Origin of the sequence: Klebsiella sp. 7-CIP_Kleb., assembly GCF_050378655.1 — a bacterium.
GTDB classification, from domain to species: Bacteria; Pseudomonadota; Gammaproteobacteria; order Enterobacterales; family Enterobacteriaceae; genus Klebsiella; species Klebsiella quasipneumoniae.
This window is the reverse complement of record NZ_JBNRLJ010000005.1, coordinates 76,876-100,077: the sequence shown is the minus strand read 5'-3', so window position 1 is coordinate 100,077 and position 23,202 is coordinate 76,876. Positions and strand designations below refer to the sequence as shown.

24 protein-coding genes and 1 tRNA gene are annotated in these 23,202 nt (G+C 57.9%); 10 read left to right on the top strand and 15 right to left on the bottom strand.

Features of this window, described 5'->3' with window-relative positions:
* The first annotated feature begins 20 nt into the window (after positions 1-20).
* Positions 21-908, top strand: a complete 888-nt coding sequence (yghX, locus tag ACQUTI_RS17725) for a YghX family hydrolase (RefSeq protein ID WP_064189586.1) — start codon at positions 21-23, stop codon at positions 906-908.
* Positions 909-986: 78 nt separating this feature from the next.
* Positions 987-1,274, top strand: a complete 288-nt coding sequence (locus tag ACQUTI_RS17720) for a DUF2623 family protein (protein ID WP_004205207.1) — start codon at positions 987-989, stop codon at positions 1,272-1,274.
* A 35-nt stretch (positions 1,275-1,309) separates the two neighbouring features.
* Here ACQUTI_RS17720 and yghU read toward each other — a convergent pair whose 3' ends face one another.
* Positions 1,310-2,176 (bottom strand): glutathione-dependent disulfide-bond oxidoreductase, encoded by an 867-nt coding sequence (yghU, locus tag ACQUTI_RS17715; RefSeq protein WP_002916742.1) that lies wholly within the window; start codon positions 2,174-2,176, stop codon positions 1,310-1,312.
* Between the two features lie 47 nt (positions 2,177-2,223).
* Positions 2,224-2,784, bottom strand: coding sequence for a DsbA family protein (locus tag ACQUTI_RS17710; RefSeq protein WP_032456622.1), 561 nt, complete (start codon positions 2,782-2,784; stop codon positions 2,224-2,226).
* Between the two features lie 34 nt (positions 2,785-2,818).
* Here ACQUTI_RS17710 and ACQUTI_RS17705 point away from each other — a divergent pair, with 34 nt between their 5' ends.
* From ACQUTI_RS17705 to ACQUTI_RS17695, 3 genes are all read left to right on the top strand, one after another.
* Positions 2,819-2,926 carry a hypothetical protein gene (locus ACQUTI_RS17705; RefSeq protein ID WP_032426103.1) on the top strand — a complete coding sequence of 36 codons (108 nt, stop codon included), beginning with the start codon at positions 2,819-2,821 and terminating at the stop codon, positions 2,924-2,926.
* 76 nt (positions 2,927-3,002) lie between these two features.
* Complete coding sequence (gene gss / locus ACQUTI_RS17700) at positions 3,003-4,868, top strand: bifunctional glutathionylspermidine amidase/synthase (RefSeq protein WP_004205206.1); 1,866 nt, start codon at positions 3,003-3,005, stop codon at positions 4,866-4,868.
* A 150-nt stretch (positions 4,869-5,018) separates the two neighbouring features.
* The gene (locus tag ACQUTI_RS17695; protein WP_004205205.1) at positions 5,019-6,200 is read left to right on the top strand and encodes a PLP-dependent aminotransferase family protein; all 1,182 of its coding nucleotides are present in this window, start codon (positions 5,019-5,021) and stop codon (positions 6,198-6,200) included.
* A gap of 195 nt (positions 6,201-6,395) precedes the next feature.
* Here ACQUTI_RS17695 and ACQUTI_RS17690 read toward each other — a convergent pair whose 3' ends face one another.
* From ACQUTI_RS17690 to ACQUTI_RS17680, 3 genes are all read right to left on the bottom strand, one after another.
* Positions 6,396-6,584: a hypothetical protein gene (locus ACQUTI_RS17690; protein ID WP_004205204.1), complete on the bottom strand. Its 189-nt coding sequence runs from the start codon at positions 6,582-6,584 to the stop codon at positions 6,396-6,398.
* Between the two features lie 205 nt (positions 6,585-6,789).
* Positions 6,790-7,128 (bottom strand): hypothetical protein, encoded by a 339-nt coding sequence (locus ACQUTI_RS17685; protein WP_025999196.1) that lies wholly within the window; start codon positions 7,126-7,128, stop codon positions 6,790-6,792.
* Between the two features lie 86 nt (positions 7,129-7,214).
* The gene (locus ACQUTI_RS17680) at positions 7,215-7,817 is read right to left on the bottom strand and encodes a short chain dehydrogenase (protein ID WP_108450846.1); all 603 of its coding nucleotides are present in this window, start codon (positions 7,815-7,817) and stop codon (positions 7,215-7,217) included.
* 97 nt (positions 7,818-7,914) lie between these two features.
* Between ACQUTI_RS17680 and ACQUTI_RS17675 the strand changes: the two genes are divergently transcribed.
* Entirely contained in the window at positions 7,915-8,826 is a 912-nt protein-coding gene (locus tag ACQUTI_RS17675; protein ID WP_032456620.1) for a LysR family transcriptional regulator, read from the top strand.
* On the opposite strand, the gene ACQUTI_RS17670 is transcribed toward ACQUTI_RS17675, so the two are convergent.
* The 4 genes from ACQUTI_RS17670 to ACQUTI_RS17655 all read right to left on the bottom strand — a co-directional run bounded on the left by ACQUTI_RS17670 (position 8,827) and on the right by ACQUTI_RS17655 (position 12,816).
* Positions 8,827-9,975 (bottom strand): trans-sulfuration enzyme family protein, encoded by a 1,149-nt coding sequence (locus tag ACQUTI_RS17670; protein ID WP_108450847.1) that lies wholly within the window; start codon positions 9,973-9,975, stop codon positions 8,827-8,829.
* A 10-nt stretch (positions 9,976-9,985) separates the two neighbouring features.
* Positions 9,986-11,362, bottom strand: a complete 1,377-nt coding sequence (locus tag ACQUTI_RS17665; RefSeq protein WP_072500772.1) for a pyridoxal-phosphate dependent enzyme — start codon at positions 11,360-11,362, stop codon at positions 9,986-9,988.
* A gap of 559 nt (positions 11,363-11,921) precedes the next feature.
* A tRNA-Phe gene (locus tag ACQUTI_RS17660) sits at positions 11,922-11,997 on the bottom strand.
* A gap of 105 nt (positions 11,998-12,102) precedes the next feature.
* On the bottom strand, positions 12,103-12,816 hold the full coding sequence (locus ACQUTI_RS17655) for a DUF554 domain-containing protein (RefSeq protein WP_004205197.1): 714 nt from the start codon (positions 12,814-12,816) through the stop codon (positions 12,103-12,105).
* Positions 12,817-13,235: 419 nt separating this feature from the next.
* On the opposite strand from ACQUTI_RS17655, the gene ACQUTI_RS17650 reads away from it, so the two are divergent.
* Positions 13,236-15,374, top strand: a complete 2,139-nt coding sequence (locus tag ACQUTI_RS17650; RefSeq protein ID WP_004900586.1) for an ornithine decarboxylase — start codon at positions 13,236-13,238, stop codon at positions 15,372-15,374.
* A 42-nt stretch (positions 15,375-15,416) separates the two neighbouring features.
* Here the strand turns inward: ACQUTI_RS17650 and ACQUTI_RS17645 are convergent, their stop codons facing one another.
* The 4 genes from ACQUTI_RS17645 to mutY all read right to left on the bottom strand — a co-directional run bounded on the left by ACQUTI_RS17645 (position 15,417) and on the right by mutY (position 19,353).
* Positions 15,417-16,670 carry a nucleoside permease gene (locus tag ACQUTI_RS17645; protein ID WP_023319141.1) on the bottom strand — a complete coding sequence of 418 codons (1,254 nt, stop codon included), beginning with the start codon at positions 16,668-16,670 and terminating at the stop codon, positions 15,417-15,419.
* A 190-nt stretch (positions 16,671-16,860) separates the two neighbouring features.
* Complete coding sequence (gene mltC, locus ACQUTI_RS17640; RefSeq protein WP_002916629.1) at positions 16,861-17,943, bottom strand: membrane-bound lytic murein transglycosylase MltC; 1,083 nt, start codon at positions 17,941-17,943, stop codon at positions 16,861-16,863.
* Positions 17,944-17,991: 48 nt separating this feature from the next.
* Positions 17,992-18,267: an oxidative damage protection protein gene (locus tag ACQUTI_RS17635; protein WP_004105744.1), complete on the bottom strand. Its 276-nt coding sequence runs from the start codon at positions 18,265-18,267 to the stop codon at positions 17,992-17,994.
* 27 nt (positions 18,268-18,294) lie between these two features.
* Complete coding sequence (gene mutY, locus ACQUTI_RS17630) at positions 18,295-19,353, bottom strand: A/G-specific adenine glycosylase (RefSeq protein WP_017899765.1); 1,059 nt, start codon at positions 19,351-19,353, stop codon at positions 18,295-18,297.
* Positions 19,354-19,489: 136 nt separating this feature from the next.
* Here mutY and trmB point away from each other — a divergent pair, with 136 nt between their 5' ends.
* The 3 genes from trmB to ACQUTI_RS17615 are packed head-to-tail and all read left to right on the top strand — an operon-like array spanning position 19,490 to position 21,305.
* On the top strand, positions 19,490-20,209 hold the full coding sequence (gene trmB / locus ACQUTI_RS17625; RefSeq protein WP_004205192.1) for a tRNA (guanosine(46)-N7)-methyltransferase TrmB: 720 nt from the start codon (positions 19,490-19,492) through the stop codon (positions 20,207-20,209).
* Positions 20,209-20,535: a YggL family protein gene (locus tag ACQUTI_RS17620; protein WP_002916620.1), complete on the top strand. Its 327-nt coding sequence runs from the start codon at positions 20,209-20,211 to the stop codon at positions 20,533-20,535. Before trmB ends, ACQUTI_RS17620 begins: the two co-directional genes overlap by 1 nt.
* Positions 20,536-20,585: 50 nt before the next feature.
* Positions 20,586-21,305, top strand: coding sequence for a DUF2884 domain-containing protein (locus tag ACQUTI_RS17615; protein WP_004205190.1), 720 nt, complete (start codon positions 20,586-20,588; stop codon positions 21,303-21,305).
* A gap of 47 nt (positions 21,306-21,352) precedes the next feature.
* Here ACQUTI_RS17615 and ACQUTI_RS17610 read toward each other — a convergent pair whose 3' ends face one another.
* Positions 21,353-22,654 carry a TRAP transporter large permease gene (locus ACQUTI_RS17610; protein ID WP_048295591.1) on the bottom strand — a complete coding sequence of 434 codons (1,302 nt, stop codon included), beginning with the start codon at positions 22,652-22,654 and terminating at the stop codon, positions 21,353-21,355.
* On the bottom strand, positions 22,647-23,156 hold the full coding sequence (locus ACQUTI_RS17605) for a TRAP transporter small permease (protein WP_064150879.1): 510 nt from the start codon (positions 23,154-23,156) through the stop codon (positions 22,647-22,649). Before ACQUTI_RS17605 ends, ACQUTI_RS17610 begins: the two co-directional genes overlap by 8 nt.
* Positions 23,157-23,202 lie beyond the last annotated feature (46 nt).

The window sequence follows — 23,202 nt, the reverse complement described above, 5'->3', positions numbered from 1 at the left end:
TAAACAATGGAGGCAGGGTGATGACGCGATTAACGGCCAAAGATTTCCCGCAGCAGCTGCTCGAGTATTATGACTACTATGCCCACGGTAAAATCAGCAAACGCGAGTTTCTCCAGCTGGCGGGGAAATATGCCGTCGGCGGGATGACCGCGCTGGCGCTGTTTAATCTGCTGAAGCCCGACTATGCCCTGGCAGAGCAGGTACCGTTCACCGAACCGGATATCCGCCCGGAGTATATTCATTATCCCTCTCCTGACGGCCACGGCGAAGTGCGGGCTTACCTGGTGACGCCGACGAAAATAGCCGATAAAGCGCCCGCCGTTGTGGTGGTACATGAGAACCGCGGCCTGAATCCCTATATTGAAGACGTCGCCCGGCGGGTAGCGAAAGCGGGGTATATCGCGCTGGCGCCGGATGGCCTGAGCTCCGTCGGCGGCTATCCGGGGAATGATGATGAAGGCCGCGCGCTCCAGCAGAAAGTCGATCCCGTGAAGCTGATGAATGATTTTTTTGCGGCGGTCGCGTTTATGGCGAAGCATCCGCAGGCGACGGGGAAGGTCGGTATCACCGGTTTTTGTTACGGCGGCGGCGTCAGCAACGCGGCGGCGGTCGCCATTCCGGAGCTGGCCTGCGCGGTGCCATTTTACGGCCGCCAGCCGCCGCTGAAGGAGGTCGATAAAATTAAAGCGCCGCTGCTGTTGCACTATGCCGGCCTCGATAGCGGCATTAATGAAGGCTGGCCTGCCTATGAACAGGCGTTGAAGGAACACCATAAAGTCTACGAGGCCTATATCTATCAGGGCGTGAATCACGGCTTTCATAATGATTCTACGCCGCGCTACGATCGGGCTGCGGCTGATCTGGCCTGGCAACGCACGCTGGCATGGTTTGATAAGTATTTACGCTAACGCAAACGTCATAAATAGCGCTACCGCTCGCTCAAAAAAACGCTATATAATTTATTATATAACGATTGGGAGAGCTTGATGGAAAATCATTTTGGCAAAGGCTTAATGGCGGGGCTACAGGCATCCTATGCTGATACCGCCGCGCATGCGGCGAATTTTTGCGCCGACTATAAACGCGGGTTTGTGCTTGGTTACTCGCACCGCATGTTTGAAAAAACCGGCGACCGCCAGCTCAGCGCGTGGGAGGCGGGGATCCTGACCCGTCGCTATGGCCTTGACAGAGATATGGTGATGGACTTCTTCAAAGAGAGTGGTTCCTCGACCGCGATGCGCTACTTTATGGCGGGCTATCGGCTGGAAAGCTAACAACCGGAGGCGGTTGCCTCCGGTGGGTCAGAGCGTTACGCCTGGCGCTTATCTTCCGTTTGGGTGTCAAAGTCGCGGGCGTCGTGGCGCTCATGCAGCTGCTCATTGAGCGGGCCGTTGGTGCGGTTCACGATGCGTCCCCGCTTGACCGCCGGGCGGTTGCCCACATCCTGCGCCCAGCGCAGCACGTTTTTATAGCTCCCGGCGTCGAGAAACTCCGCTGCGTTATAGACATTGCCCAGCACGACGTTGCCGTACCACGGCCAGACAGCCATATCGGCGATGGTGTACTCCTCGCCGGCTACATAGCGACCGCGGGCGAGCTGTTTGTCCAGCACGTCGAGCTGGCGTTTGGCTTCCATCGTAAAGCGGTCGATCGCGTACTCGATCTTCACCGGCGCATAGTTATAGAAGTGGCCGAAGCCGCCGCCGAGGAACGGCGCCGCGCCCTGCAGCCAGAACAGCCAGTTGAGGGTTTCGGTGCGACCGGCAGGATCTTTCGGCAGGAAGAAACCAAATTTTTCCGCCAGATAGAGAAGAATGTTGCCGGACTCAAATACCCGGGTCGGCGGCGTGGTGGAATGGTCGCTGAGGGCCGGGATCTTCGAGTTCGGGTTGATCTCGACAAAGCCGCTGGAAAACTGATCCCCTTCGCCAATGCGTATCAGCCAGGCGTCGTACTCCGCGCCGCTGACGCCTAACGCCAGCAGCTCCTCCAGCATGATCGTCACCTTCTGGCCGTTGGGCGTGCCGAGTGAGTATAGCTGGAGCGGATGGGTTCCCACCGGCAGGACGCGTTCATGAGTCGCGCCGGAAACGGGACGGTTGATGTTGGCGAACGCGCCGCCGCTGTTTTGCTTCCATTCCCACACTTTTGGTGGCTGGTAGTTTTGCTCTGACATGCTGGTTTGCCTTTTTCGTGGATGTACAAAAAGTGTAGCAGGTGACCTCAGGCCATAATCCGCGCGGCCCACACGCTGACATCATCGCCGCTGCCCAGATCCGGCTGCACCAGGCCATTGACCATAAAGGTCGGCGAGACATGGATGCCGTTCTGGCGGGCATATTTACTGTGCCATTTGATCACGTCCTGCAGCTCCGGGCGGGCAAAGGCGGCCCCCAGCAGCACGTGACTGTAGCGCTCAATGCGTTCAATGATTTGCTGCGGGGTGGCGTTCATGTTCGGCCCGCTGCAGTGATCGGTAAACTCAAACTCTTCCCGATGGTCTGCCACGGCCTGCATCACCTTATGCGCCTGCTCTCTGCCATGCGGCAGGGTGGACGCGGCGAGGATGCAGCGGACAATCACCCCAGAGAACAGATGCCACGGCTGCGATTGCAGCCGTATCTTGATGGTGACGTTATCGGCGCCGACCTCATCGAGCAGATCGTCGAGTTTATTAAACGCGCGGACAGAGTAGGGGCAGGTGGGCTCAAGGAACACCTCAAACGTCCGCGGGCCGTGTCCCCAGACCAGCGGTTGGGCATTCAGATGCGAGTGTGTGCTCATTGTCGACTCCTGATGTTGCGTTGTTTTTTGTTATATCACCGATAACGATATCACTTCTGCTTCCGGCTGCAGGGTTATTTTCCTTAACGGCACGATTAGCGAAACGAATGAGTGGTATCATCGTTACACCTCTGTCTGGTAAGTGCCTGCGGCAGGATAAGAAGAGGGAGTTTTGTTTCGCCAACTGCCCGGGCTGCATTAATTTGAGGTCAGGCTAAATGAGCAAAGGATCGACAAGCAGTGACGCCCCGTTTGGGACATTGTTAGGCTACGCGCCCGGCGGCGTAGCGATTTATTCATCGAATTACAGTAGCTTAAATCCACAGGATTATCCGGATGACGCGACGTTTCGCAGCTACATCGGCAATGAGTATATGGGGCATAAATGGCAGTGCGTGGAGTTTGCGCGCCGCTTTCTGTTCCTGACCTACGGGTTTGTCTTTACCGATGTGGGGATGGCCTATGAAATCTTCTCCCTGCGCTTTCTGCGCGAAGTGGTCAATGACAACATTCTCCCGCTTCAGGCCTTCGCCAACGGCTCCCGTCGTCCGCCGATCGCTGGTTCGCTGCTGATCTGGCAGAAGGGCGGCGAGTTCAAGCACACCGGCCATGTCGCGGTGATCACCCAGCTTGTCGGCAATAAGGTGCGTATCGCCGAGCAGAACGTCATTCACTCGCCGCTGCCGCAGGGCCAGCAGTGGACCCGCGAGCTGACCCTCGAGGTCAACGCCGGCCGGTACACCATCAAAGATACCTTTGCCGATACCGAAATTTTAGGCTGGATGATCCAGACCGCCGATACCGAACACAGCCTGCCGCAGCCGGTACTGCCGGGTGAGGCGATGGCGATCAAGGGCGCGCGGCTGCCGAACAACGGCCAGTTCCGCGGCAAATGGCTGAACGAGAAAGATCCGCTGCAGAAAGCCTACGTGGCGGCCAACGGCCATTTTATCAATCAGGATCCTTATCAGTATTTCACTATCAGCGAAAGCGCCGAACAGGAGCTGATTAAAGCCACCAACGAGCTGCACCTGATGTATCTGCACGCCACCGATAAGGTGATGAAGGATGATAACCTGCTGGCGCTGTTCGATATCCCGAAAATCCTCTGGCCGCGTCTGCGTCTCTCCTGGCAGCGCCGGCGTCATCATATGATCACCGGGCGCATGGATTTTTGCATGGACGAGCGCGGGCTGAAGGTATACGAGTACAATGCCGACTCCGCCTCCTGCCATACCGAAGGCGGGCTGATCCTCGAGCAGTGGTTGAAGCAGGGCTACTATGGCACTGGTCACAATCCGGCGGAAGGTCTGCTCGATGAGCTGGCGGGAGCGTGGAAACACAGCCGGGCGCGGCCTTTCGTGCACATCATGCAGGACAAGGATCTGGAGGAGAATTACCACGCGAAGTTTATCCAGCGTTCGCTGACCCAGGCCGGTTTCGAGAGCAAAATTCTCTTTGGCCTCGATGAGCTGCGCTGGGACGCTGCCGGCCAGCTGATTGATGCCGACGGGCGGCTGGTCAACTGCGTCTGGAAAACCTGGGCATGGGAAACCGCCATTGAGCAGGTGCGCGAAGTCAGCGCCGATGAGTACGCGGCGGTGCCGATTCGTACCGGGCATCCGCAGAATGAGGTGCGACTGATTGACGTCCTGCTGCGTCCTGAAGTATTGGTATTCGAACCCCTGTGGACGGTGATCCCGGGCAACAAAGCGATCCTGCCGGTGCTGTGGTCGCTGTTCCCGCATCATCGCTATCTGCTGGATACCGATTTTGTGGTTAACGACGAGCTGGCGAAAACCGGCTATGCCGTGAAGCCCATTTCCGGACGCTGCGGGAACAATATCGACCTGATCGGGCCTCAGGATGAGGTTCTGGATAAGACCAGCGGCCAGTTTGTCGATCGCAAGAATATCTACCAGCAGCTGTGGTGCCTGCCGAAAGTGGATGGCAAGTATATCCAGGTGTGCACCTTTACCGTCGGCGGTAACTACGGCGGTACCTGCCTGCGCGGCGATTCGTCGCTGGTGGTGAAAAAAGAGAGCGACATAGAGCCGCTGATCGTATTGAAAGACAAAGCGTGACGTGCTGACCCCGGATAGCGGCTCCTGCCCTGTCCGGGGAGAGCGCAGAGACACGAACAAGGATAGCCCGGACTGGTAAGCGCCGCCGGGGAACACCTGCAACAAAGCCAAGATAATTAACACAACAACAAGACAGAAAAGGAAAATAGTATGCACGATCGGCGTCTCGCCGCCCGCGCGGGTGAACTCAAGCCCTCCGCCGTCCGCGAACTTCTCAAGCACAGTAAACTGCCGGGCGTGATCTCGCTTGGCGGCGGCATTCCGGCCCCGGAACTGTTTGATACCGAAGGCCTGGAGCTGGCGGTGCAGAAGGTGATGAGCGAGCGTTTTCATGACGCATTTCAGTACGGTCTGACGGAAGGCTACCCGCCGCTGCGTCAGGCGGTGAGTGAAATCTGCCACTCCCGTGGCGTGACCTGTTCAGCCGCTCAGGTCTATATCACCTCCGGCTCCCAGCAATCGCTGGATATCGTTGCCCGCACGCTGCTCGATCCAGGCGATACTATCGTCGTTGAGCGACCCACCTATCTGGCGGCGCTGCAGGTGTTTCAGCTGGCGCAGGCCAATATTCTCAGCGTCGATACCGATGATGACGGGATGCTGGTGGAGCAGCTGGCTGACCTGCTGGAGACCACCCGCGTCAAAGCTGTTTACCTGGTGCCGACGTTCGGCAACCCCGGCGGTAAAACGCTGAGCGAGGCGCGTCGTCGCCGGCTGGTCGAGCTGGCGAAAAAATATGACTTCGTCATTCTGGAAGACGATCCCTACGGTGAAATTAGCTTTACTGACGCCGTGCGACGCCCGCTCTATCAGCACGCCGTTGAGCTGGGCTGTGAAGATCAGGTGGTTTACACCTCGACGTTTTCAAAGATCCTCGCGCCGGGGATGCGTATCGGCTGGATCGTCATGCCGGACTGGCTGGCGCAGCAGACGGTGATCGTGAAGCAGGCGGCGGATCTGCATACCAATATGCTGTCGCAGGTGATCACCGCGGAATACCTCAGTCTGAACCGGCTGGATAACCAGATTGCGTTGATTCGCGAAGACTATCGCAAGAAGTGCGTGGCGCTGGCCGACGCGCTGGAGAGTCGCCTTGGCGAGCATCTGGAATTCAGCCGCCCGCAGGGGGGGATGTTCCTGTGGGCGCGTTTCCGCTATCCGTTCGATACCATGGAATGGATGAAGAAAACGCTGGAAAACGGCGTGGTATACGTTCCGGGGGAAGCGTTTTATCACGATAATCCGGATACCCGTACCCTGCGTCTTTCCTACTCAACGGTGTCGGAAGCCGGGCTGCTGACCGCCGTTGAGCGGCTGGCGGCCTCCCTGTAACGGCCCTGCTGTGCGCCGCTTAGCGGCGGCGCATCCTCTTCGCTTCAATAGCGAGAGGGAGTGACGCTAGCGTTCAGCGCTGGGGTCACTCCGTATCGACGATGCGATCATCCAGCCAGACCAACATCAGCGCTGCGAGAAAAGCCACCGCAAAGGTACCAATAAACAACCACATAGATGTCCCTCACGGGTTAATTATTTTGCTGATTTTACCGGAGAACGATCGTTTCGGTCGGAGATGGAGATTTTTGTCCCAGCCGAATGGCTGGCGAGAGAGAAAAAGTCATCGGCATCAATATCGAAGTTAAGAATAATTTCCCTGTATTCCCCACCGTTAATTAACGCTTTGGCTTCTTTAACACTACTGGCAATAATGACAGGCATCAGTTTTATCTCATTTTGAAAACTGAGAAGCAAAATAAGAGTTAGTTCGTACCAGATCAACTACTTTTTATCGTATACGACTGCAGAAAAAAACGTCCTCCTGTGGCTCGGTGATAGAGGAGGATTTTGTGACAGCGATCGGCTCGTCAACAGCGGGATCTTATCGGGCGCTGTGACGGGCTGCGGTTTCGCCAGCCCGCCGGGATTATTTACCCTGCTGTTTTGCTCGTAATATCTCGCCACAGCGCTGCTGGTCCTGACGCAGCGCCTGCTGTTCCTGCGGGCTGAGCTGATGCCAGGTGTCCAGCATCCGCTGCCCCAGCGCCGGCAGGTAATGTGCTTTATGCAGCGCGTAGTCAGAATTCCCCCCCTCGACGATGTTTTGCATATCGTGGAGGAACTGGCGGCTGTCGTCATGATCGATCACGCAAAATACCGCCCGGTAGTAAGCTTCGTCTTCCTCGGTGTAATGCGGAGTGAACCACCAGACCAGCAGCACGGTAAGCGCCAGCAGCGGGATAATAAAGAGTAATTTTTTCAACATCAGTTTTTCGGCCGGAGACAATCAGCCGTCAGTGTACCTGCAACGACGGCCTGATGTAAGCGCCGGCCCCGGCGGGCCGGCACTGGCTAGTAGCCGACCGGGTAGATGCGGCCGGTTTGCACCCCTTCAATGCTGCGGCGATAGGCCTGTGCTACGGCGGCGGCGGGAACGCTGGCAAAGCCAGGGAAAAAGTCGCCGTAGGCCGCCAGCGACTCGCTGAGCACGGTGGGGCTGATGAGATTGATGCGGATCCCGCGCGGCAGTTCGCAGGCGGCGGCCCGCACAAAGCCTTCCAGACCGGCGTTGACCGTCGTGGCATTGACGCCCTGAGCAATGGGTTCCTGCGCGACAATACCGCTGACCAGGGTAATCGACCCGCCGTCGCCCAGGAAATGCTGGCCGACCAGCGCCAGGCGAATTTGCCCCAGCAGCTTGTCCTGCAGACCGAGGTTGAACTGGCTGTCGGTCATGGTGCTTAACGGCCCAAAGTGCAGATTGCCGGTGGTGGAGACGATGGCATCTACTTCACCCGTTTGGGCAAATAGCGTCTCGACGCTCTCCTGCGAGGTGATATCCACCTGATAATCTCCCCGGGTGCGGCCGACGCGGATAACGTCATGTCTCTGACTCAGTTCTTCGCTGACCGCGCGACCGATGGTGCCGCTGGCACCGATAACGATAATTTTCATGGCAGACTCCTGATGAGGTGAGAGGCTATTCTTTAATAAAACGGATATCGGATAAACTGGCTAAAAGTTAGAACATTACTAACCAGAGGTTAGCAATATGGATAAGCTGCGAGGGATGGAGACGTTTATTGCCGTGGTGGAGTGCGGCAGCTTTACCGGGGCGGCGTCGCGCCTGGGGCTGTCGGCGGTGATGGTCGGGAAATATATCGCCCAGCTGGAAACCCAGCTGGCGACGCGCCTGCTGGAGCGTAACACCCGACGCCAGAGCCTCACCGACGCCGGGCGGGTCTATTTTGACGAAGCGAAACGGGTGATGGAGCAGGTCTCCATCGCCGAAAGCGCGGTCGAGCGGCTGCGGCTGGCGCCCGCCGGCACCCTGCGGGTGAGCGCGCCCACCTCGTTCGGCGCCAGCGTGATTGCGCCCCTGACCGCCACCTTTCTGCAAGCCTGGCCAGCGGTCCGGGTGGAACTGGATCTGACCAACCGGATGGTCGATCTGGTGGATGAGGGGTTCGACCTGGCGATCCGCATTGGCGAGATCCATCAGGAGGATCTGGTGGCCCGCTATCTGGCGCCCTATCGGATGGTGATCTGCGCCGCACCGGCTTATCTGGCGCGTTACGGAACGCCCGGGAGGCCGGAAGATCTCGCCGATCATCTCTGCCTGTCCCATACGGTCTGGACCGCCCGCAACGAGTGGCGGCTGCCGGGCATGGAGGGGGAAGTGCGCTGGAAGCGCGATGCGGTTTTGCGCTGCAACGATGGCTATGCGCTGCGCCAGGCGGCGATCGCCGGGGCTGGGCTGCTGATGCAGCCGGAGGTGCTGCTGGCCGATGCGCTGGCCAGCGGCAGCCTGGTGCGGGTGCTGGAGGCGTGGACCCCACAGCCGCGGCCCGTGCATCTGCTCTGGCGCCAGGATCGCCGGCCCCTGCCGAAGCTGACGCAGTTTATCGCCCACCTTCAGCAGGGAATGCCTGACGCGCTGGCGACGACCTGCGCGTCGGAATAATCACTCCTCCCGAAGCGCCTGCTGCCAGTCGGCAATCAGATCGTGAGGATCTTCGATCCCGACCGACAGGCGGATCAGCTGCGGCGTGATGCCGTTCGCCAGGCGCTTCTCCAGCGGGATCGAGGCATGGGTCATGCTGAAGGGCTGGCTCACCAGGCTCTCGACGCCGCCCAGACTCTCCGCAAGGGTGAACCAGCGCAGCTTGCTGATGATGCGTTCGGCGTAACCGTCATCGCCTTTCACCACTACCGAAATCATGCCGCCGGGCAGGGCCATTTGCCGGCGCGCCAGCTGATGGTGCGGGTGCGAGGACAGCCAGGGGAACCAGACTCGCTCTACCTCCGGCTGCTGTTCCAGCCATTCGGCGAGCTGCAGCGCGTTCGCGCTGTGGCGCTCCATCCGCAGCGCCAGGGTGCGGATGCCGCGTAGCGTCAGGAAGCTGCTGAACGGGTCGAGTACGCCGCCTACCGCATTCTGCAGGTAGCCAAGCTTCTCCGCGAGTGCGGCGTTATCGCCGACCACCGCCAGGCCGGCGACGACATCGGAATGGCCATTGAGGTACTTAGTCGCGGAGTGGACCACAATATCAAACCCGTGCTCCAGCGGGCGATGGATCGCCGGCGAGGCGAAAGTGTTATCGGCGACGCTGATCAGGTTATGACGGCGCGCGATAGCGGCGATAGCGCTGAGATCCGCCAGCTTCAGCAGCGGGTTGGTGGGCGTTTCCACCCAGATCATGCGCGTATCGGGGCGGATCGCCGCTTCAATTCCCGCCAGGTCGTCGGGTTTCACCCAGCTCACCTGCAGACCAGCGCTACGGCGGCGTACGTTTTCCAGCAGGCGGTAAGTGCCGCCATACACATCATCGACCGCCACCAGGTGACTGTCCTTATCCAGCAGCTCCAGCACGGTGGCGATGGCGGCCAGCCCGGAGGCGAACGCGTAGCCGCGCGTACCGTTTTCCAGGTCGGCGATCGCCGTCTCCAGCGCATGGCGGGTAGGATTCCCGCTGCGGGAATATTCATAGCCGGTATGCTGCCCCGGCGCCGGCTGAGCGAAAGTGGAGGTGGCATAAATAGGCGGCATCACTGCGCCGTGGCTGTCGGTGAAGGTTCCGCTATGTACGCTCAGGGTGTGGATAGATGACATAAAAAATTCCTTATTGTGCTACTTGGTTACGCCAGGCGGTCAGTACATCGCTGCGGGTGACCAGGCCAAGAAAACGCGCGTTGTCAGCGATCACCGCCACCAGACCGCGATCGAGAATGGCCTGCAGTTCGCTCTCTGGCGCACGCTTATCGAGAGTTTCAACATGGCGGCTCATCGCTTCGCTGACCGGCAGGGAGAAGCGTTGGCGATCGCCCTGTACGTGGCGGATCAAATCCCACTCATCGACGATGCCGACCACGCGGCCATCCTCCAGAACCGGCAGCTGGGAGATGTCATACAGCCGCATGCGGGTAAAGACCGCGGCCAGGGTGTCGTCCGGCGCGGCCGTGACGGTAGCGCCTTCGTCATGGCGCAGGGCGATAAAATCGCTGAGATCGCCCTGTTCGGGGCGGGCGATCAGCCCTTGCTGGCGCATCCAGTCGTCGTTGAACATTTTTGACAGGTATTTATTGCCGCTGTCGCAGGCGAAGGTCACCACCCGCTTCGGACGGCTTTGCGCCCGGCAGTAGCGCAGCGCGGCGCTGAGCAGGGTGCCAGTGGAGGATCCGGCCAGCACACCCTCGACCTGCAGCAGCTGGCGCGCGGTGTGGAACGCTTCGCGGTCGCTGACGCGATAGGCGGTATGCACCCCCTCCAGCCTGGCCAGCGGCGGGATGAAATCTTCTCCAATCCCTTCGACCAGCCAGGATCCCGTTTCGCCGTAGCGTCCGGTATCAACCTGATCTGCAAGGATCGAGCCCGCCGGATCGGCGAGGATAAATTCCGTTTTCGGCGAGTGTTCTGCAAACCAGGCCTGAAGCCCGCCCAGCGTGCCGCCAGAGCCAACGCCGACGACGATGGCGTCGATGTCGCCCTCCAGCTGCTGGAAAAGTTCTGGCGCGGTGGAGGTCGCGTGCGCCAGCGGATTAGCGTCGTTGTTAAACTGGTCGATATAAAAAGCCCCCGGCGTTTCATCGGCAAGGCGGCGGGCATAATCCTGGTAATAGGCCGGGTGACCTTTATTGACGTCGGAACGGGTGAGCAGCACCGTCGCGCCCAGCGCCCGCAGGTGAAAGATTTTCTCGCGGCTCATTTTGTCCGGCACCACCAGGATCAGGCGGTAATTTTTCTGCGCCGCGATCAGCGCCAGGCCGAGGCCGGTATTGCCGGCAGTGGCTTCGATAATTGTCCCGCCGGGCGCCAGTTTACCCTGACGCTCGGCTTCGTTAATCATCGACAGCGCAACCCGATCTTTAATTGATCCGCCCGGGTTCTGATTTTCCAGTTTTAAAAACAGACTGCAGGGCCCGGTATCCAGTTTGTGCAACTGGAGCAGGGGAGTATGACCTATCAGGTCGCTCACGGAATGAAACAGTGACATAACCATTTACCCACTCGTTTAAGATATTTTTGCATGGTAGGTCTGTGAAATCGGTAATTTAAAGAACATTTCTCTGTCATTTAGCGCAAAATGGAATATAAGATGCTGTTCAGCCATCCAGAGGGAAAGCAGGGTAGCCGCCTGGGCGGATCGATTGCCAGAAAAGGGCGTTTTTAGCCGCTTTTAACGACAGAATGGCGATTTGAATCAGCGGGTTATCTGATATTTGAAAATGTATTTGCGAAAAGATTCTATGGGGAGAGGCGGTCTGCGCTGGCCGTTAAGTGGCAGCTGGCTCACCAGGAGAAAAGTGCAGCAGAGAATCACGTGTTAGCGTTGTTCGATGAAGAGTCCGGCTACAGAAACGCAAAAACCCGCCTTGTGGGCGGGTTCTTTAAATAGTGGTGCCCGGACTCGGACTAACGCCGCAGGCGTTGAACAGCGCGCGTGTCGCGCTGGCCCCGAAGGGGTGAGCCGCTGCGCGGCGAATAATCGAACGGAGTTCGATGAAGAGTCCGGCTACAGAAAAGCAAAAACCCGCCTTGTAGGCGGGTTCTTTAAATAGTGGTGCCCGGACTCGGAATCGAACCAAGGACACGGGGATTTTCAATCCCCTGCTCTACCGACTGAGCTATCCGGGCAACGGGGCGCATTAAACCGTAATCGCCGCGCCTCGTCAACGAAATTTATCTGTTTTGCAGCAGACTGAACAATCTATCACCACATTGCGCTAAAAGCACGCGTCTTCAGGCAAAAAACAGCGTCCAGGCCGCTGAGATCGGCATCGCCAGCACCAGCGCAGGCAGCATATTCACCACGGCAAACATTTTTATTCCGCAGATGCGCAGCCCGGTGGCCACCAGCAGCATACCGCCGACGGCGCTGAAATCCGCCAGCATCATCGGCGTGGTGAGCGGCATAATGATCGCCGCGCAGGCCGCGAGAGTCAGCTGGATAAGTAGCATCGGTACGCTGATGGCGGCGACGGCAATGCCCAGGGTACAAGCGAAAATGGTGGCGGTGAAAAAATCGAGAAACGCTTTGGCAATCAGAATGCTGGCGTCGCCGGTCATCCCTTCGCGCATGGCGCCGAAGACGCCGGTGCCGCTGGCGCAGAACAGGACGATAATCGCCACATAGCTCTGAATATAGGAGTCATGAGCCGAGGCTTTTTTCTTACCCTTCGGCGTCAGCAGTTGCTGGAGCTGACTGACCAGCGTATTAATCCCTTTTTCCATATTACAAATTTCGCCGAGCAGCGTCCCCACCAGGGTCGACAGCACCATCACCGGCAGATTGGCGCATTTGATCACCAGTAAAATGCCGATGCCTAATGACGCCAGACCAAAAATTGAGGTCATGGATGTGCGGATCCGTTCCGGCAACCGCTGGCTGAGTAAGGCGCCTAACACGCCGCCGACCAGCACCGCGCTGGCATTAATAAAAGGTCCTGTAACCACGCTGACTCCTGTTAAATATCCCTGATAACCGAATGATTATGACGTTAACCCGCCGTGAAAGCTTGTGTATCCGTGATATAAGTGCATACGGTTTTCATCTTGCGCCTGTCGGGGAAAGGTGCCATGATTGCGCGAATTTTCTCCTCCCTGATATGAGGCCGCCGATGACGACACTGCCATTACCTCGCCAGCGACGCCGCGCACAGATGCGTGGGCTGCCTCATCTTGCTACGCTTACCCCTCTGTTCACCATGCGGTGAAGGACACGTATGCTCACTGTAGGGCAACAGTAAGATCGGACGCGTCTGCTTTTACTGATGTCCGGCGGTCGGAGCTGAATCCGTCAGACCCGGACACATCGTTGGGCAAGGTTTCCCTTGCCTGAGATTTTTACACTCCCGATACGGGCATTTGCGCTTATGAAATCCATGCACATTGCCGCCAGCTGCGAGCTGGTCACCCGCTTGTCCACCCACCGTCGCGTTGTGGCGCTGGACAGTACCGATTTTACCGATGTGGCGGCAGTCGTCATCACCGCGGCGGACAGTCGCAGCGGCATCCTCGCCCTTCTCAGGCGTAGCGGATTTAACCTGCCGGTCTACCTGCTGAGCGAGACGGCGGTCGATAAGCCGGAGGGGGTACAGGCGGTGATCGCCGGTAAAGATCAGGAGTGGCTGGAGCTGGAAGCGGCGGCCTGCGATTATGAAGCGCGTCTGCTGCCGCCGTTTTTCAATACGCTGACCCAGTACGTCGAAATGGATAACAGCACCTTTGCCTGTCCGGGACACCAGCACGGGGCCTTTTTCAAAAAGCATCCCGCAGGCCGCCAGTTCTATGACTTTTTTGGCGAAAACGTCTTTCGCGCCGATATGTGTAACGCCGACGTAAAATTAGGCGATCTGCTGATCCACGAAGGGTCGGCCAAGCACGCGCAGAAGTTCGCCGCGAAGGTCTTTAATGCGGATAAAACCTACTTCGTCCTTAACGGCACCTCGGCGGCCAACAAAGTCGTGACCAACGCGCTGTTGACCCGCGGCGATCTGGTGCTGTTCGATCGCAACAACCACAAGTCAAACCATCACGGGGCGCTGATTCAGGCTGGAGCGACGCCTGTCTATCTTGAAGCCGCGCGCAATCCGTTCGGCTTTATCGGCGGTATTGACGAGCGCTGCTTTGATGAGCGCTACCTGCGGGATCTCATCCGTGAAGCGGCGCCAGAGAAAGCCACGGCCTCTCGCCCGTTTCGTCTGGCGGTGATCCAGCTCGGAACCTATGACGGCACGGTCTATAACGCCCGCCAGGTGGTCGATAAAATCGGCCACCTCTGCGATTACATCCTGTTCGACTCGGCGTGGGTGGGCTATGAGCAGTTTATCCCGATGATGGCCGACTGTTCGCCGCTGCTGCTGGAGCTGACCCCGGACGATCCGGGCATTTTTGTCACCCAGTCCGTTCACAAGCAGCAGGCCGGTTTCTCGCAGACGTCGCAGATCCATAAAAAGGATAACCATCTGCGCGGCCAGGCGCGCTTCTGTCCGCACAAGCGGCTGAATAACGCCTTTATGCTGCATGCCTCTACCAGCCCGTTTTATCCGCTGTTCGCCGCACTGGACGTCAACGCCAAAATCCACGAAGGCGAGAGCGGCCGCCGCCTGTGGGCCGAATGCGTGGCGCTGGGCATCGAGGCGCGCAAAGCGATCATCGCCAATTGCAAGATGATCCAGCCTTTTATTCCGCCGATAGTGGCGGGGCGCCCGTGGCAGGATCACCCGACTGAGGCGATCGCCCGGGAGCGCCGTTTCTTCAGCTTCGAACCGGGCGCGCGCTGGCATGGCTTCGAGGGCTATGCCGACGACCAGTATTTTGTCGACCCGTGCAAGCTGTTGTTGACCACCCCGGGCATCGACGCGGAGAGCGGGGAGTACAGTGAGTTCGGCATCCCGGCGACCATTCTGGCGCATTACCTGCGGGAAAACGGCATCGTGCCGGAGAAGTGCGATCTCAACTCGATTCTGTTCCTGCTGACGCCGGCGGAAAGCGCCGAAAAAATGGCGCAGCTGGTGGCGATGCTGGGGCAGTTTGAACAGCATATTGAAGCGGATACGCCGCTGGCCGATGTGTTGCCGACCATCTATAACAAATACCCGGTGCGTTATCGCGACTATACCCTGCGCGAACTGTGCCAGGAGATGCACGATCTGTACGTCAGCTTTGACGTGAAGAGCCTGCAAAAAGAGATGTTCCGTAAACGGAGCTTCCCGCGGGTGGTGATGAATCCCCAGGATGCCAACCGCGAATTTATCCGCGGCGACGTGGAGCTGGTGCGTCTGAGCGAGGCGGAGGGCCGCGTCGCGGCGGAAGGGGCGCTGCCGTATCCGCCGGGGGTATTATGCGTGGTGCCCGGTGAGGTCTGGGGTGGCGCTGTACTGCGCTATTTCCTCGCGCTGGAGGAGGGGGTTAATATGCTGCCGGGCTTCTCGCCGGAGCTGCAGGGGGTATATAGCGAGACGGATCCGGACGGCATTAAGCGGCTGTATGGCTACGTGCTGAAGGGATAAAAAATGCCCCGCTGAACCGGCGGGGCGTTTTGCTTTTGACGATCACGCGCTCTGCTGCGCGGCGGTCGGTTGTCTGACGTGTTTGTATTTGAACAGCGCCACGAAGGCAAAAGCCAGCACCAGCGAATAGCCGGCGAAAATCAGCCACACGCTCTGCCAGTTAGTGATCCCTTCGACGGTAAAGTGCTCCACCACTTTGCCGCTCACCATGCCACCGAGGATACAGCCGAAGCCGTTGGTCATCATCAGGAACATGCCCTGGGCGCTAGCGCGGATTTCCGGACGCACCTCTTTCTCCACGAACACTGAACCAGAGATGTTGAAGAAGTCGAAAGCGCAGCCGTAGACGATCATCGACAGCACCAGCAGCACGGTGCCGAACGGTGTCGGATCGCCGAAGGCGAACAGGCCGAAGCGCAGCATCCACGCCACGATACTGATAAGCATCACGTTCTTAATGCCGTAGCGGCTGAGGAAGAACGGAATGGTCAGGATAAACAGCGTCTCGGAGATCTGCGAGATCGACATCAGCACCGAGGCGTGTTCGACGATAAAGCTGCCGGCAAACAGCGGATCTTTATCGAAGCTGTGCAGGAAGGTATTACCGAACATGTTGGTGATTTGCAGCTCGGCGCCTAGCATCATCGAGAAGATAAAGAAGATTGCCATGCGCTTGTTTTTAAACAGCGCAAAAGCGTTAAGCCCCAGCATCTCCGTCCAGCTTTGATTACGCTGGGCGTTAGCCACCGGGATCGTCGGCAGCGTCAGGGTGAACAGCGTCAGCAGGACCGACAGCGTCGCGCCAATGTACAGCTGCATATGGCTCAGTTCGAAGCCGGAGAAGCTGACGCCCCACATGGCGAAGATAAAGCCGATGGTGCCCCAGATCCGGATCGGCGGGAAATCGGTGACGATATCCAGCCCCGCCGACTGCAGGCGGTAGTAAGAGATGGTGTTAATCAGCCCCAGCGTCGGCATATAGGCCAGCGAGTTGAGGAGGATCACAAGGAACATCTCGCCCGGCGTGGTGACCTGCGCCGCCAGATACAGCGTCAGCGCGCCCACCAGGTGGCAAGCGGCATACACCCATTTGGCGCTGATCCACTTATCGGCGACGATGCCGAGCAGCGTCGGCATCAACACCGCGGCGATACCGAGCGAGCTATACACTGCGCCGATAGCCGCGCCATCAAACTTCAGCGTGACAAACATGTATGAGCCAAGCGTGGTGAGCCAGCTCCCCCAAAGGCAGAACTGCAGGAACGACAGTATTTTGAGCTGCAGCTTAAGATTCATGTAGTTATCCTCACGAATGTGGGCTTGTTATGTTTTTAAAATAACATTAATCCCGTTATTTTGATGCGATTCTATCATTCACCAGCTGAAGGCTTCTGTTAACTGCCGCAGAAAACCGAAAGATATTCCACAGTATGGCGCAGAAAAAAAGCGGCCTCAGCGCGTGGCTGAGGCCGGTGTCAGGAGGGGGTTATTTACGGCGGTAGCTTTTCTGCGCCGTGTTAACTTTATACAGATAGCGGCGCGATTCCGCCGACGGGTGACGGGTGGTCAGCGTCTGGTAGACGTCACCTGGCGCCATGCTGTTGATGATATTGGCCGCCTGGACTTTATCGCTGGAGAAGACCCGCAGCACGCTGCCGGCGCCGCCGTTATAGGCGGTGATCACCGCGTAGCGACGCGAGGTGGGGTTATCGATGCCAGCAAGGTAGACATTGTTCAGCATCGCCAGGTAGGCAGTACCGGTGTCAATGTTATTCGCCGGGTCGAACAGATAGCTGCGGCTTGGCAGGCCCGATTTACCCTGGGAACGGAAGACGTCTCTGCCGGCGCTGTGCTGGACTACCTGCATCAGCCCCATGGCGTCGGCATGGCTGACCGCATAAGGGTTAAAGGAGGATTCGGTCTGCATAATCGCGAGGATCAGCGACTCATCAACCCCATACTTACGCGAGGCCTGACGCACCATGCCGAGGTATTTATGCGCACGTTTGTCGAGGTGGTTCGGCACCAGGTTGATGGTGATGCTGTAGACCACGCGCAGGCCGTTGTTGCGGCTCTTCAGGCGTGTTTGCAGCAGATAGTCGGCAAAGCGCGCGGCGCGCCACTCCCAACGAATTGATGCCCCGGTGTTATCCACCACCTGGCCATAGAGGAACGGCTCTTTGGAGATCTGAATGTCATCGACATCGGAATAGAGGTCGATGGAGTTGGGGTCATCGCCCATCAGCAGGGTTTTGACGATCGCCTGGCGCAGTCGTCCGCGCGGATCGGTGCCGGCGATGGTCTCGACGGTGATCGTCCCTTCATCGAAGTTGATGTGGCTGCGGGTTTGATACTGGTCGGTGTATTTGACGTAGTCCTTCGGCCCGGCGAGCAGGACTTCGTTGTACCCCCAAATGTTCTCGATGTTGTGGGCAAACTGGCCCATCAGGATATCAAAACCGTTGGTATCCTTGACCCAGGCCTCGTTGTATTCGGCGCCTTTTTTATTGGAGCTGGAACACGAAACGAGCAACGGCGCAATCAGCGCGAGCGCTAAGTATTTTTTCATCATTCCGGGCGTGCGTGTTGTGTTTGTTTTTAAAAGGCCGCAGGGCCCTTACTGTTTTTCCGGCGGCGTATAGCCTTCGATGTGCACATCTTTCCCTTCAAACAGGAACTGCACCATTTCCTGCTCCAGCAGCTTGCGGTGCTCCGGGTTCATCATGCTGAGCTTTTTCTCGTTGATCAGCATGGTCTGCTTGTGCTGCCACTGCGCCCAGGCTTCTTTGGAGATTTCGTTGTAAATGCGCTTCCCGAGTTCGCCCGGATACAGCTGAAAATCCTGGCCGTCCGCTTCACGCTGCAGGAAGGTACAAAAAATGGTTCTGCTCATAATCAATCCTCTTTGATAGCCGAAAATTTATACCGGCGTTCCGGCTTTTAACTGTTGCAACAAGCGCTCCACGGGGGCCGCCAGACCGACCGACGGCGGCTGCGCTAAGTTATACCAGAGTGCGTTGCCTTCATCCATGCATGCGCCAGATGAGTGCACTGTAAGCCACATCGGCACAATATCCAGGTGGAAATGGCTGAAAGTATGGCGAAAAGCGGTGAGCTGCGTCAGATTATCGGCCTTAATCTGGCGCTGTGCCAGCCACTCGCGCAGGCCCGCTTCGTCGGCAAACTGCGGAAAACAGAACAATCCGCCCCACAGACCCACCGGCGGACGTTGGGCGAGAAACACCTCGTCACCGTGCTGCATCAGCAGAAAATAGCCGGTGCGTTCCGGAATGGTCTGCTTCGGTTTTTTGCCCGGATATTCTGCCCATGAATGATTGGCGTAGGCCACGCAGCCGTTGCTCAGCGGGCACAGTTCGCACTTCGGCTTCGAGCGGGTGCAAACCATCGCCCCGAGATCCATCATCGCCTGGTTAAAACGCTCCACGCCCTTCGCCGGCGTGACCGCTTCGCTGATCTCCCACAGCCGTTTTTCCACCTCTTTTTTCCCCGGCCAGCCGCTGACAGCATAGCAGCGGGCGAGCACGCGCTTCACGTTGCCGTCGAGAATCGGATAATGCTGACCGAGCGAAAGCGATAAAATGGCCCCCGCCGTTGAGCGCCCGACGCCGGGAAGCGCCGCCACTTCGTCAAAGGTCTGCGGGAATTCGCCGCCGTGCTGCGTCGCCACCTGCTGCGCCGCTTTGTGTAAGTTGCGCGCCCGCGCGTAATAACCCAGTCCGGTCCACAGATGCAGCACTTCATCCAGCGGCGCGTTGGCGAGATCGACCACCGTAGGGAAACGCGCCATAAAGCGTTCAAAATAGGGGATAACCGTGGTCACCTGGGTTTGTTGCAACATCACTTCGGAGAGCCATACTTTGTAGGGCGTCTTGGCGATTTGCCAGGGCAGGGTTTTACGCCCGTATTTGTCGTACCAGTCCAGGACCTGGGCTGAAAATTGCGTGGCGAGAAAAGTCAAAGCTACGGCTCCGGGATCGCGATTACAGGGGGGCAGATTGCAGCATAAGGGCGAGTGGCTGTAAACCCTTGCATCCGCCGGGTAACTTTGGATAATGCCCGTTTTCCGAACACATTCACAAGCAGACCAAACTTTTATGAAAAACGACGTCATTTCTCCGGAATTCGATGAAAACGGTCGCCCGCTGCGCCGTATTCGTAGCTTCGTCCGTCGCCAGGGCCGCCTGACGAAAGGGCAGCAGCATGCGCTGGATAACATTTGGCCGGTGATGGGCGTTGAATTCAACGATGCGCCGCTCGATTTCGCCGCCCTGTTTGGCCGCGAAGCGCCGGTCACCCTCGAAATTGGCTTCGGGATGGGCGCATCGCTGGTGGCGATGGCAAAAGCCAAACCGGAACAGAATTTCCTCGGCATCGAAGTGCACTCCCCGGGCGTCGGCGCCTGTCTGGCCTCGGCCGAAGAAGAAGGTGTGCAAAACCTGCGCGTGATGTGTCACGATGCGGTGGAAGTGCTGCACACTATGATTCCGGATAACTCGCTGAATATGGTGCAGCTGTTTTTCCCTGACCCGTGGCATAAAGCGCGCCATAATAAACGTCGTATCGTACAGCCGCCTTTCGCCGAGCTGGTGAAAAGTAAACTGAAGCTCGGCGGCGTCTTCCATATGGCGACCGACTGGGAAGCCTATGCCGTCCATATGCTGGAAGTGATGTCCTCGCTGGAAGGATATCGTAACCAGTCGGCAAGCAACGATTACGTACCGCGCCCGGAATCGCGCCCGGTAACCAAATTTGAACAGCGTGGCCATCGTCTCGGCCACGGCGTATGGGACTTAATGTTCGAGAGGGTGAAATAATGGCCAAGAATCGTAGCCGTCGTCTGCGGAAAAAAATGCATATCGACGAGTTTCAGGAGTTAGGCTTCTCCGTCGCCTGGCGTTTCCCGGAAGGGACCAGTGAAGAGCAGATCGACCAGACGGTCAACGATCTGATCGAAGAGGTGATTGAGCCGAACAAGCTGGCCTTTGACGGCAGCGGCTATCTCTCCTGGGAGGGGCTGATCTGCATGCAGGAGATCGGTAAATGCACCGAAGAGCATCAGGCCATCGTGCGCAAATGGCTGGAAGCGCGTAAGTTAGAGGATGTGCGCACCAGCGAACTTTTTGACGTCTGGTGGGACTAAGTTTGACAAGGGTCGGCAACTGCCGGCCCGTTTTGTCTTAAGGGAGTTTTATGATGCGTAAAACGCTGCTGGCGGTGGCGCTCTCCGTCACCGCTTTGTCTGCCCATGCGGACTACCAGTGTAGCGTCACGCCGCGTGACGATGTGATCCTCACCCCTCAGCAGGTACAGGTGAAAGGGGAAAACGGCAATCTGGTGATCAAACCGGACGGCAACCTGACCTTTAACGGCAAGGCTTATGCGCTCAGCGCCGCCCAGCGCGAACAGGCGCAGGATTACCAGGCCAGTCTGCGCAGCAGCCTGCCGTGGATTGACGAAGGCGCGCGTTCGCGAGTCGAAAAAGGCCGCAAGGCGCTGGATAAAATCATTACCGAACAGGTCGGCGCCAATAGCAGTATGCACGGTCGTCTGACCAAGCTGGACGCGCAGCTGAAAGAACAGATGAACCGCATCATTGAGCGCCGCAGCGATGGCCTGACCTTCCACTATAAAGCCATCGACCAGGTGCGCGCCGACGGCCAGCAGCTGGTAAATCAGGCGATGGGCGGTATTTTGCAGGACAGCATTAACGAGATGGGGGCGAAAGCGGTGCTCAAAGGCGGCGGCAACCCGCTGCAGGGCATTCTCGGCAGCCTCGGCGGTCTGCAAACCGCTATCCAGGATGAGTGGAAAAACCAGGAGGCCGATTTCCAGCAGTTTGGTAAAGACGTCTGCAGCCGGGTGGTCTCCCTTGAGGACAGCCGCAAAGCGCTGGTTGGCTCGTTAAAATAGCTTGATTTCGCTACCTGCGCCCGCAGGTAGCGACGACGCTCAGGCGATCACATCAGCCCCAGCAGCTGTGGAATAAACAGCGAGATCGGCGGGATATAAACAATCATCATCAGCGCGATCAGCAGGGCGGCGTAGAACGGCAGCAACGGTTTGATGAGCTGCTGAATTTTCACCCCTGAAATGGAGCAGCCGACAAACAGCGCACTGCCAACCGGCGGGGTCAGCAGGCCGATGCACAGGTTAGCGACCATCATGATGCCGAAATGAACCGGGTTCATGCCCAAATCCTCAGCAATGGGCAGAAATATCGGCGTGAAAATCAGCACCGCTGGGGTCATATCCATAAAAATGCCGACGATTAGCAGCACAATGTTAATCAGCAGCAGGATCACCACTGGGTTTTCCGACACCCCCATTAGCGCATCGCTTATCATGTAGGGAATATCGGCATTGGTCATCGCCCACGACATGCCGACCGAAAAGCCGATCAGCAGCAGAACGATAGAGGTCATCACCACCGACTCCAGAATCAGCTGCGGAAGATCGCGCCATTTGACTTCACGATAGATCAGCACCGAGAGAATAAAGGTGTAGACCACGGCGATGGCGGACGCCTCAGTGGCGGTGAAAATACCGCCGAGGATCCCGCCCATCACAATAATGACCAGCAGCAGGCTGGGTAGGGCGTCGAAAAAGGCCTTGGCCGCCTGGGCACAGGTCGGCCGTTCGGAAACCGGATAGCCGCGGCGTTTAGCGATGCAGCCGCAGACCAGCATGATGGACAGACCCATCAGAATGCCCGGCAGATAACCGGCCATAAACAGCGAGGCGACCGAGACGCCGCCGGCTGTCAGGGAAAAGACGATCAGCACGTTTGACGGCGGAATAAGCAGACCCGTGATGCAGGATGAGACGTTTACCGCTGTGGAAAAGGTCGGATCGTAGCCTTTTTGCCTCTGAATGGGATTCAGCGTCCCGCCTACCGCCGCGGCGGCCGCGACGGCTGAACCGGAAATCGAGCCGAACATCATATTGGCCAGCACGTTAACGTGCCCCAGCGATCCGGGCACTCGCCCAACCATCACCTGCGCCAGATTGATTAAGCGTATTGCAATCCCGCCGCTGTTCATCAGGGTTCCGGCAAAGATAAAAAAGGGGATGGCCAGCAGCGCGAAGTTATCAAGCCCGTTCGCCAGGCGTTGAGACACGGTTATCACCGCGATATCCCAGGGAAACATCAGCAGCATCGAGCCAACGGTAGCGATACCGATGGCGAAGGAGATGGGAACGCCGATAAAAACCAGAATAAAGAAAACGCCAAATAGCGTCAGTGCAATAGCGCTATCCATGAGTTGCTCCTTCTTCTGCATGTTTCATGGTTTTCAGGCCGTTACTGATAAAACACAATGCGTAAAACATCATCATGATGCCGGTGAGCGGCAGGATCAGATACACGTAGCCCATGGGGATCTGCATCGCGGCTGAGACCTGGGCGGTCGACAGCGTTTTTGCAATCAGTTTTACGCCGCCGGTCACAATCACTGCGCCGGCAAACAGTAGGATCAGCAGGTTAATAATGACGCTGAACAGCGCCTGCCTGCGGGGAGAGAGCGTCATGGTGAGTAAATCAATCGCCAGGTGACGCTGGGCGCCGACGGTGTAGGCCGCGCCCAGTAGCCCGACCCAGATCATTAAGAAGCGCGCCAGCTCATCGGTCAGGGTGCTTGGCTGGTTAAGCACGTAGCGGCTGAATACCTGCCAGACGACGCAGACAACCAGCGCAATCATTACAGCGACAGAGAAGGCGGCGATGGTGCGGTCCACCGCCAGCTTGATGCGGTTAAGTATCATCGTTGATTTCCTGATGAAGACGGGCCAGCGGCTGGCCCGTTAAAGG

Coding starts and splice junctions, on each gene's coding strand:
- ACQUTI_RS17680 (WP_108450846.1), bottom strand. CDS start 7,817: ATGAAAATTATCGTTATCGGTGCCAGCGGCACCATCGGTCGCGCGGTC.
- ACQUTI_RS17610 (WP_048295591.1), bottom strand. CDS start 22,654: ATGGATAGCGCTATTGCACTGACGCTATTTGGCGTTTTCTTTATTCTG.
- ACQUTI_RS17695 (WP_004205205.1), top strand. CDS start 5,019: ATGCACGATCGGCGTCTCGCCGCCCGCGCGGGTGAACTCAAGCCCTCC.
- ACQUTI_RS17710 (WP_032456622.1), bottom strand. CDS start 2,784: ATGAGCACACACTCGCATCTGAATGCCCAACCGCTGGTCTGGGGACAC.
- ACQUTI_RS17690 (WP_004205204.1), bottom strand. CDS start 6,584: ATGCCTGTCATTATTGCCAGTAGTGTTAAAGAAGCCAAAGCGTTAATT.
- yghX (WP_064189586.1), top strand. CDS start 21: ATGACGCGATTAACGGCCAAAGATTTCCCGCAGCAGCTGCTCGAGTAT.
- ACQUTI_RS17615 (WP_004205190.1), top strand. CDS start 20,586: ATGATGCGTAAAACGCTGCTGGCGGTGGCGCTCTCCGTCACCGCTTTG.
- ACQUTI_RS17685 (WP_025999196.1), bottom strand. CDS start 7,128: ATGTTGAAAAAATTACTCTTTATTATCCCGCTGCTGGCGCTTACCGTG.
- ACQUTI_RS17605 (WP_064150879.1), bottom strand. CDS start 23,156: ATGATACTTAACCGCATCAAGCTGGCGGTGGACCGCACCATCGCCGCC.
- ACQUTI_RS17720 (WP_004205207.1), top strand. CDS start 987: ATGGAAAATCATTTTGGCAAAGGCTTAATGGCGGGGCTACAGGCATCC.
- ACQUTI_RS17650 (WP_004900586.1), top strand. CDS start 13,236: ATGAAATCCATGCACATTGCCGCCAGCTGCGAGCTGGTCACCCGCTTG.
- ACQUTI_RS17665 (WP_072500772.1), bottom strand. CDS start 11,362: ATGGTTATGTCACTGTTTCATTCCGTGAGCGACCTGATAGGTCATACT.
- yghU (WP_002916742.1), bottom strand. CDS start 2,176: ATGTCAGAGCAAAACTACCAGCCACCAAAAGTGTGGGAATGGAAGCAA.
- trmB (WP_004205192.1), top strand. CDS start 19,490: ATGAAAAACGACGTCATTTCTCCGGAATTCGATGAAAACGGTCGCCCG.
- ACQUTI_RS17620 (WP_002916620.1), top strand. CDS start 20,209: ATGGCCAAGAATCGTAGCCGTCGTCTGCGGAAAAAAATGCATATCGAC.
- ACQUTI_RS17675 (WP_032456620.1), top strand. CDS start 7,915: ATGGATAAGCTGCGAGGGATGGAGACGTTTATTGCCGTGGTGGAGTGC.
- ACQUTI_RS17635 (WP_004105744.1), bottom strand. CDS start 18,267: ATGAGCAGAACCATTTTTTGTACCTTCCTGCAGCGTGAAGCGGACGGC.
- mltC (WP_002916629.1), bottom strand. CDS start 17,943: ATGAAAAAATACTTAGCGCTCGCGCTGATTGCGCCGTTGCTCGTTTCG.
- ACQUTI_RS17670 (WP_108450847.1), bottom strand. CDS start 9,975: ATGTCATCTATCCACACCCTGAGCGTACATAGCGGAACCTTCACCGAC.
- ACQUTI_RS17645 (WP_023319141.1), bottom strand. CDS start 16,670: ATGAATCTTAAGCTGCAGCTCAAAATACTGTCGTTCCTGCAGTTCTGC.
- gss (WP_004205206.1), top strand. CDS start 3,003: ATGAGCAAAGGATCGACAAGCAGTGACGCCCCGTTTGGGACATTGTTA.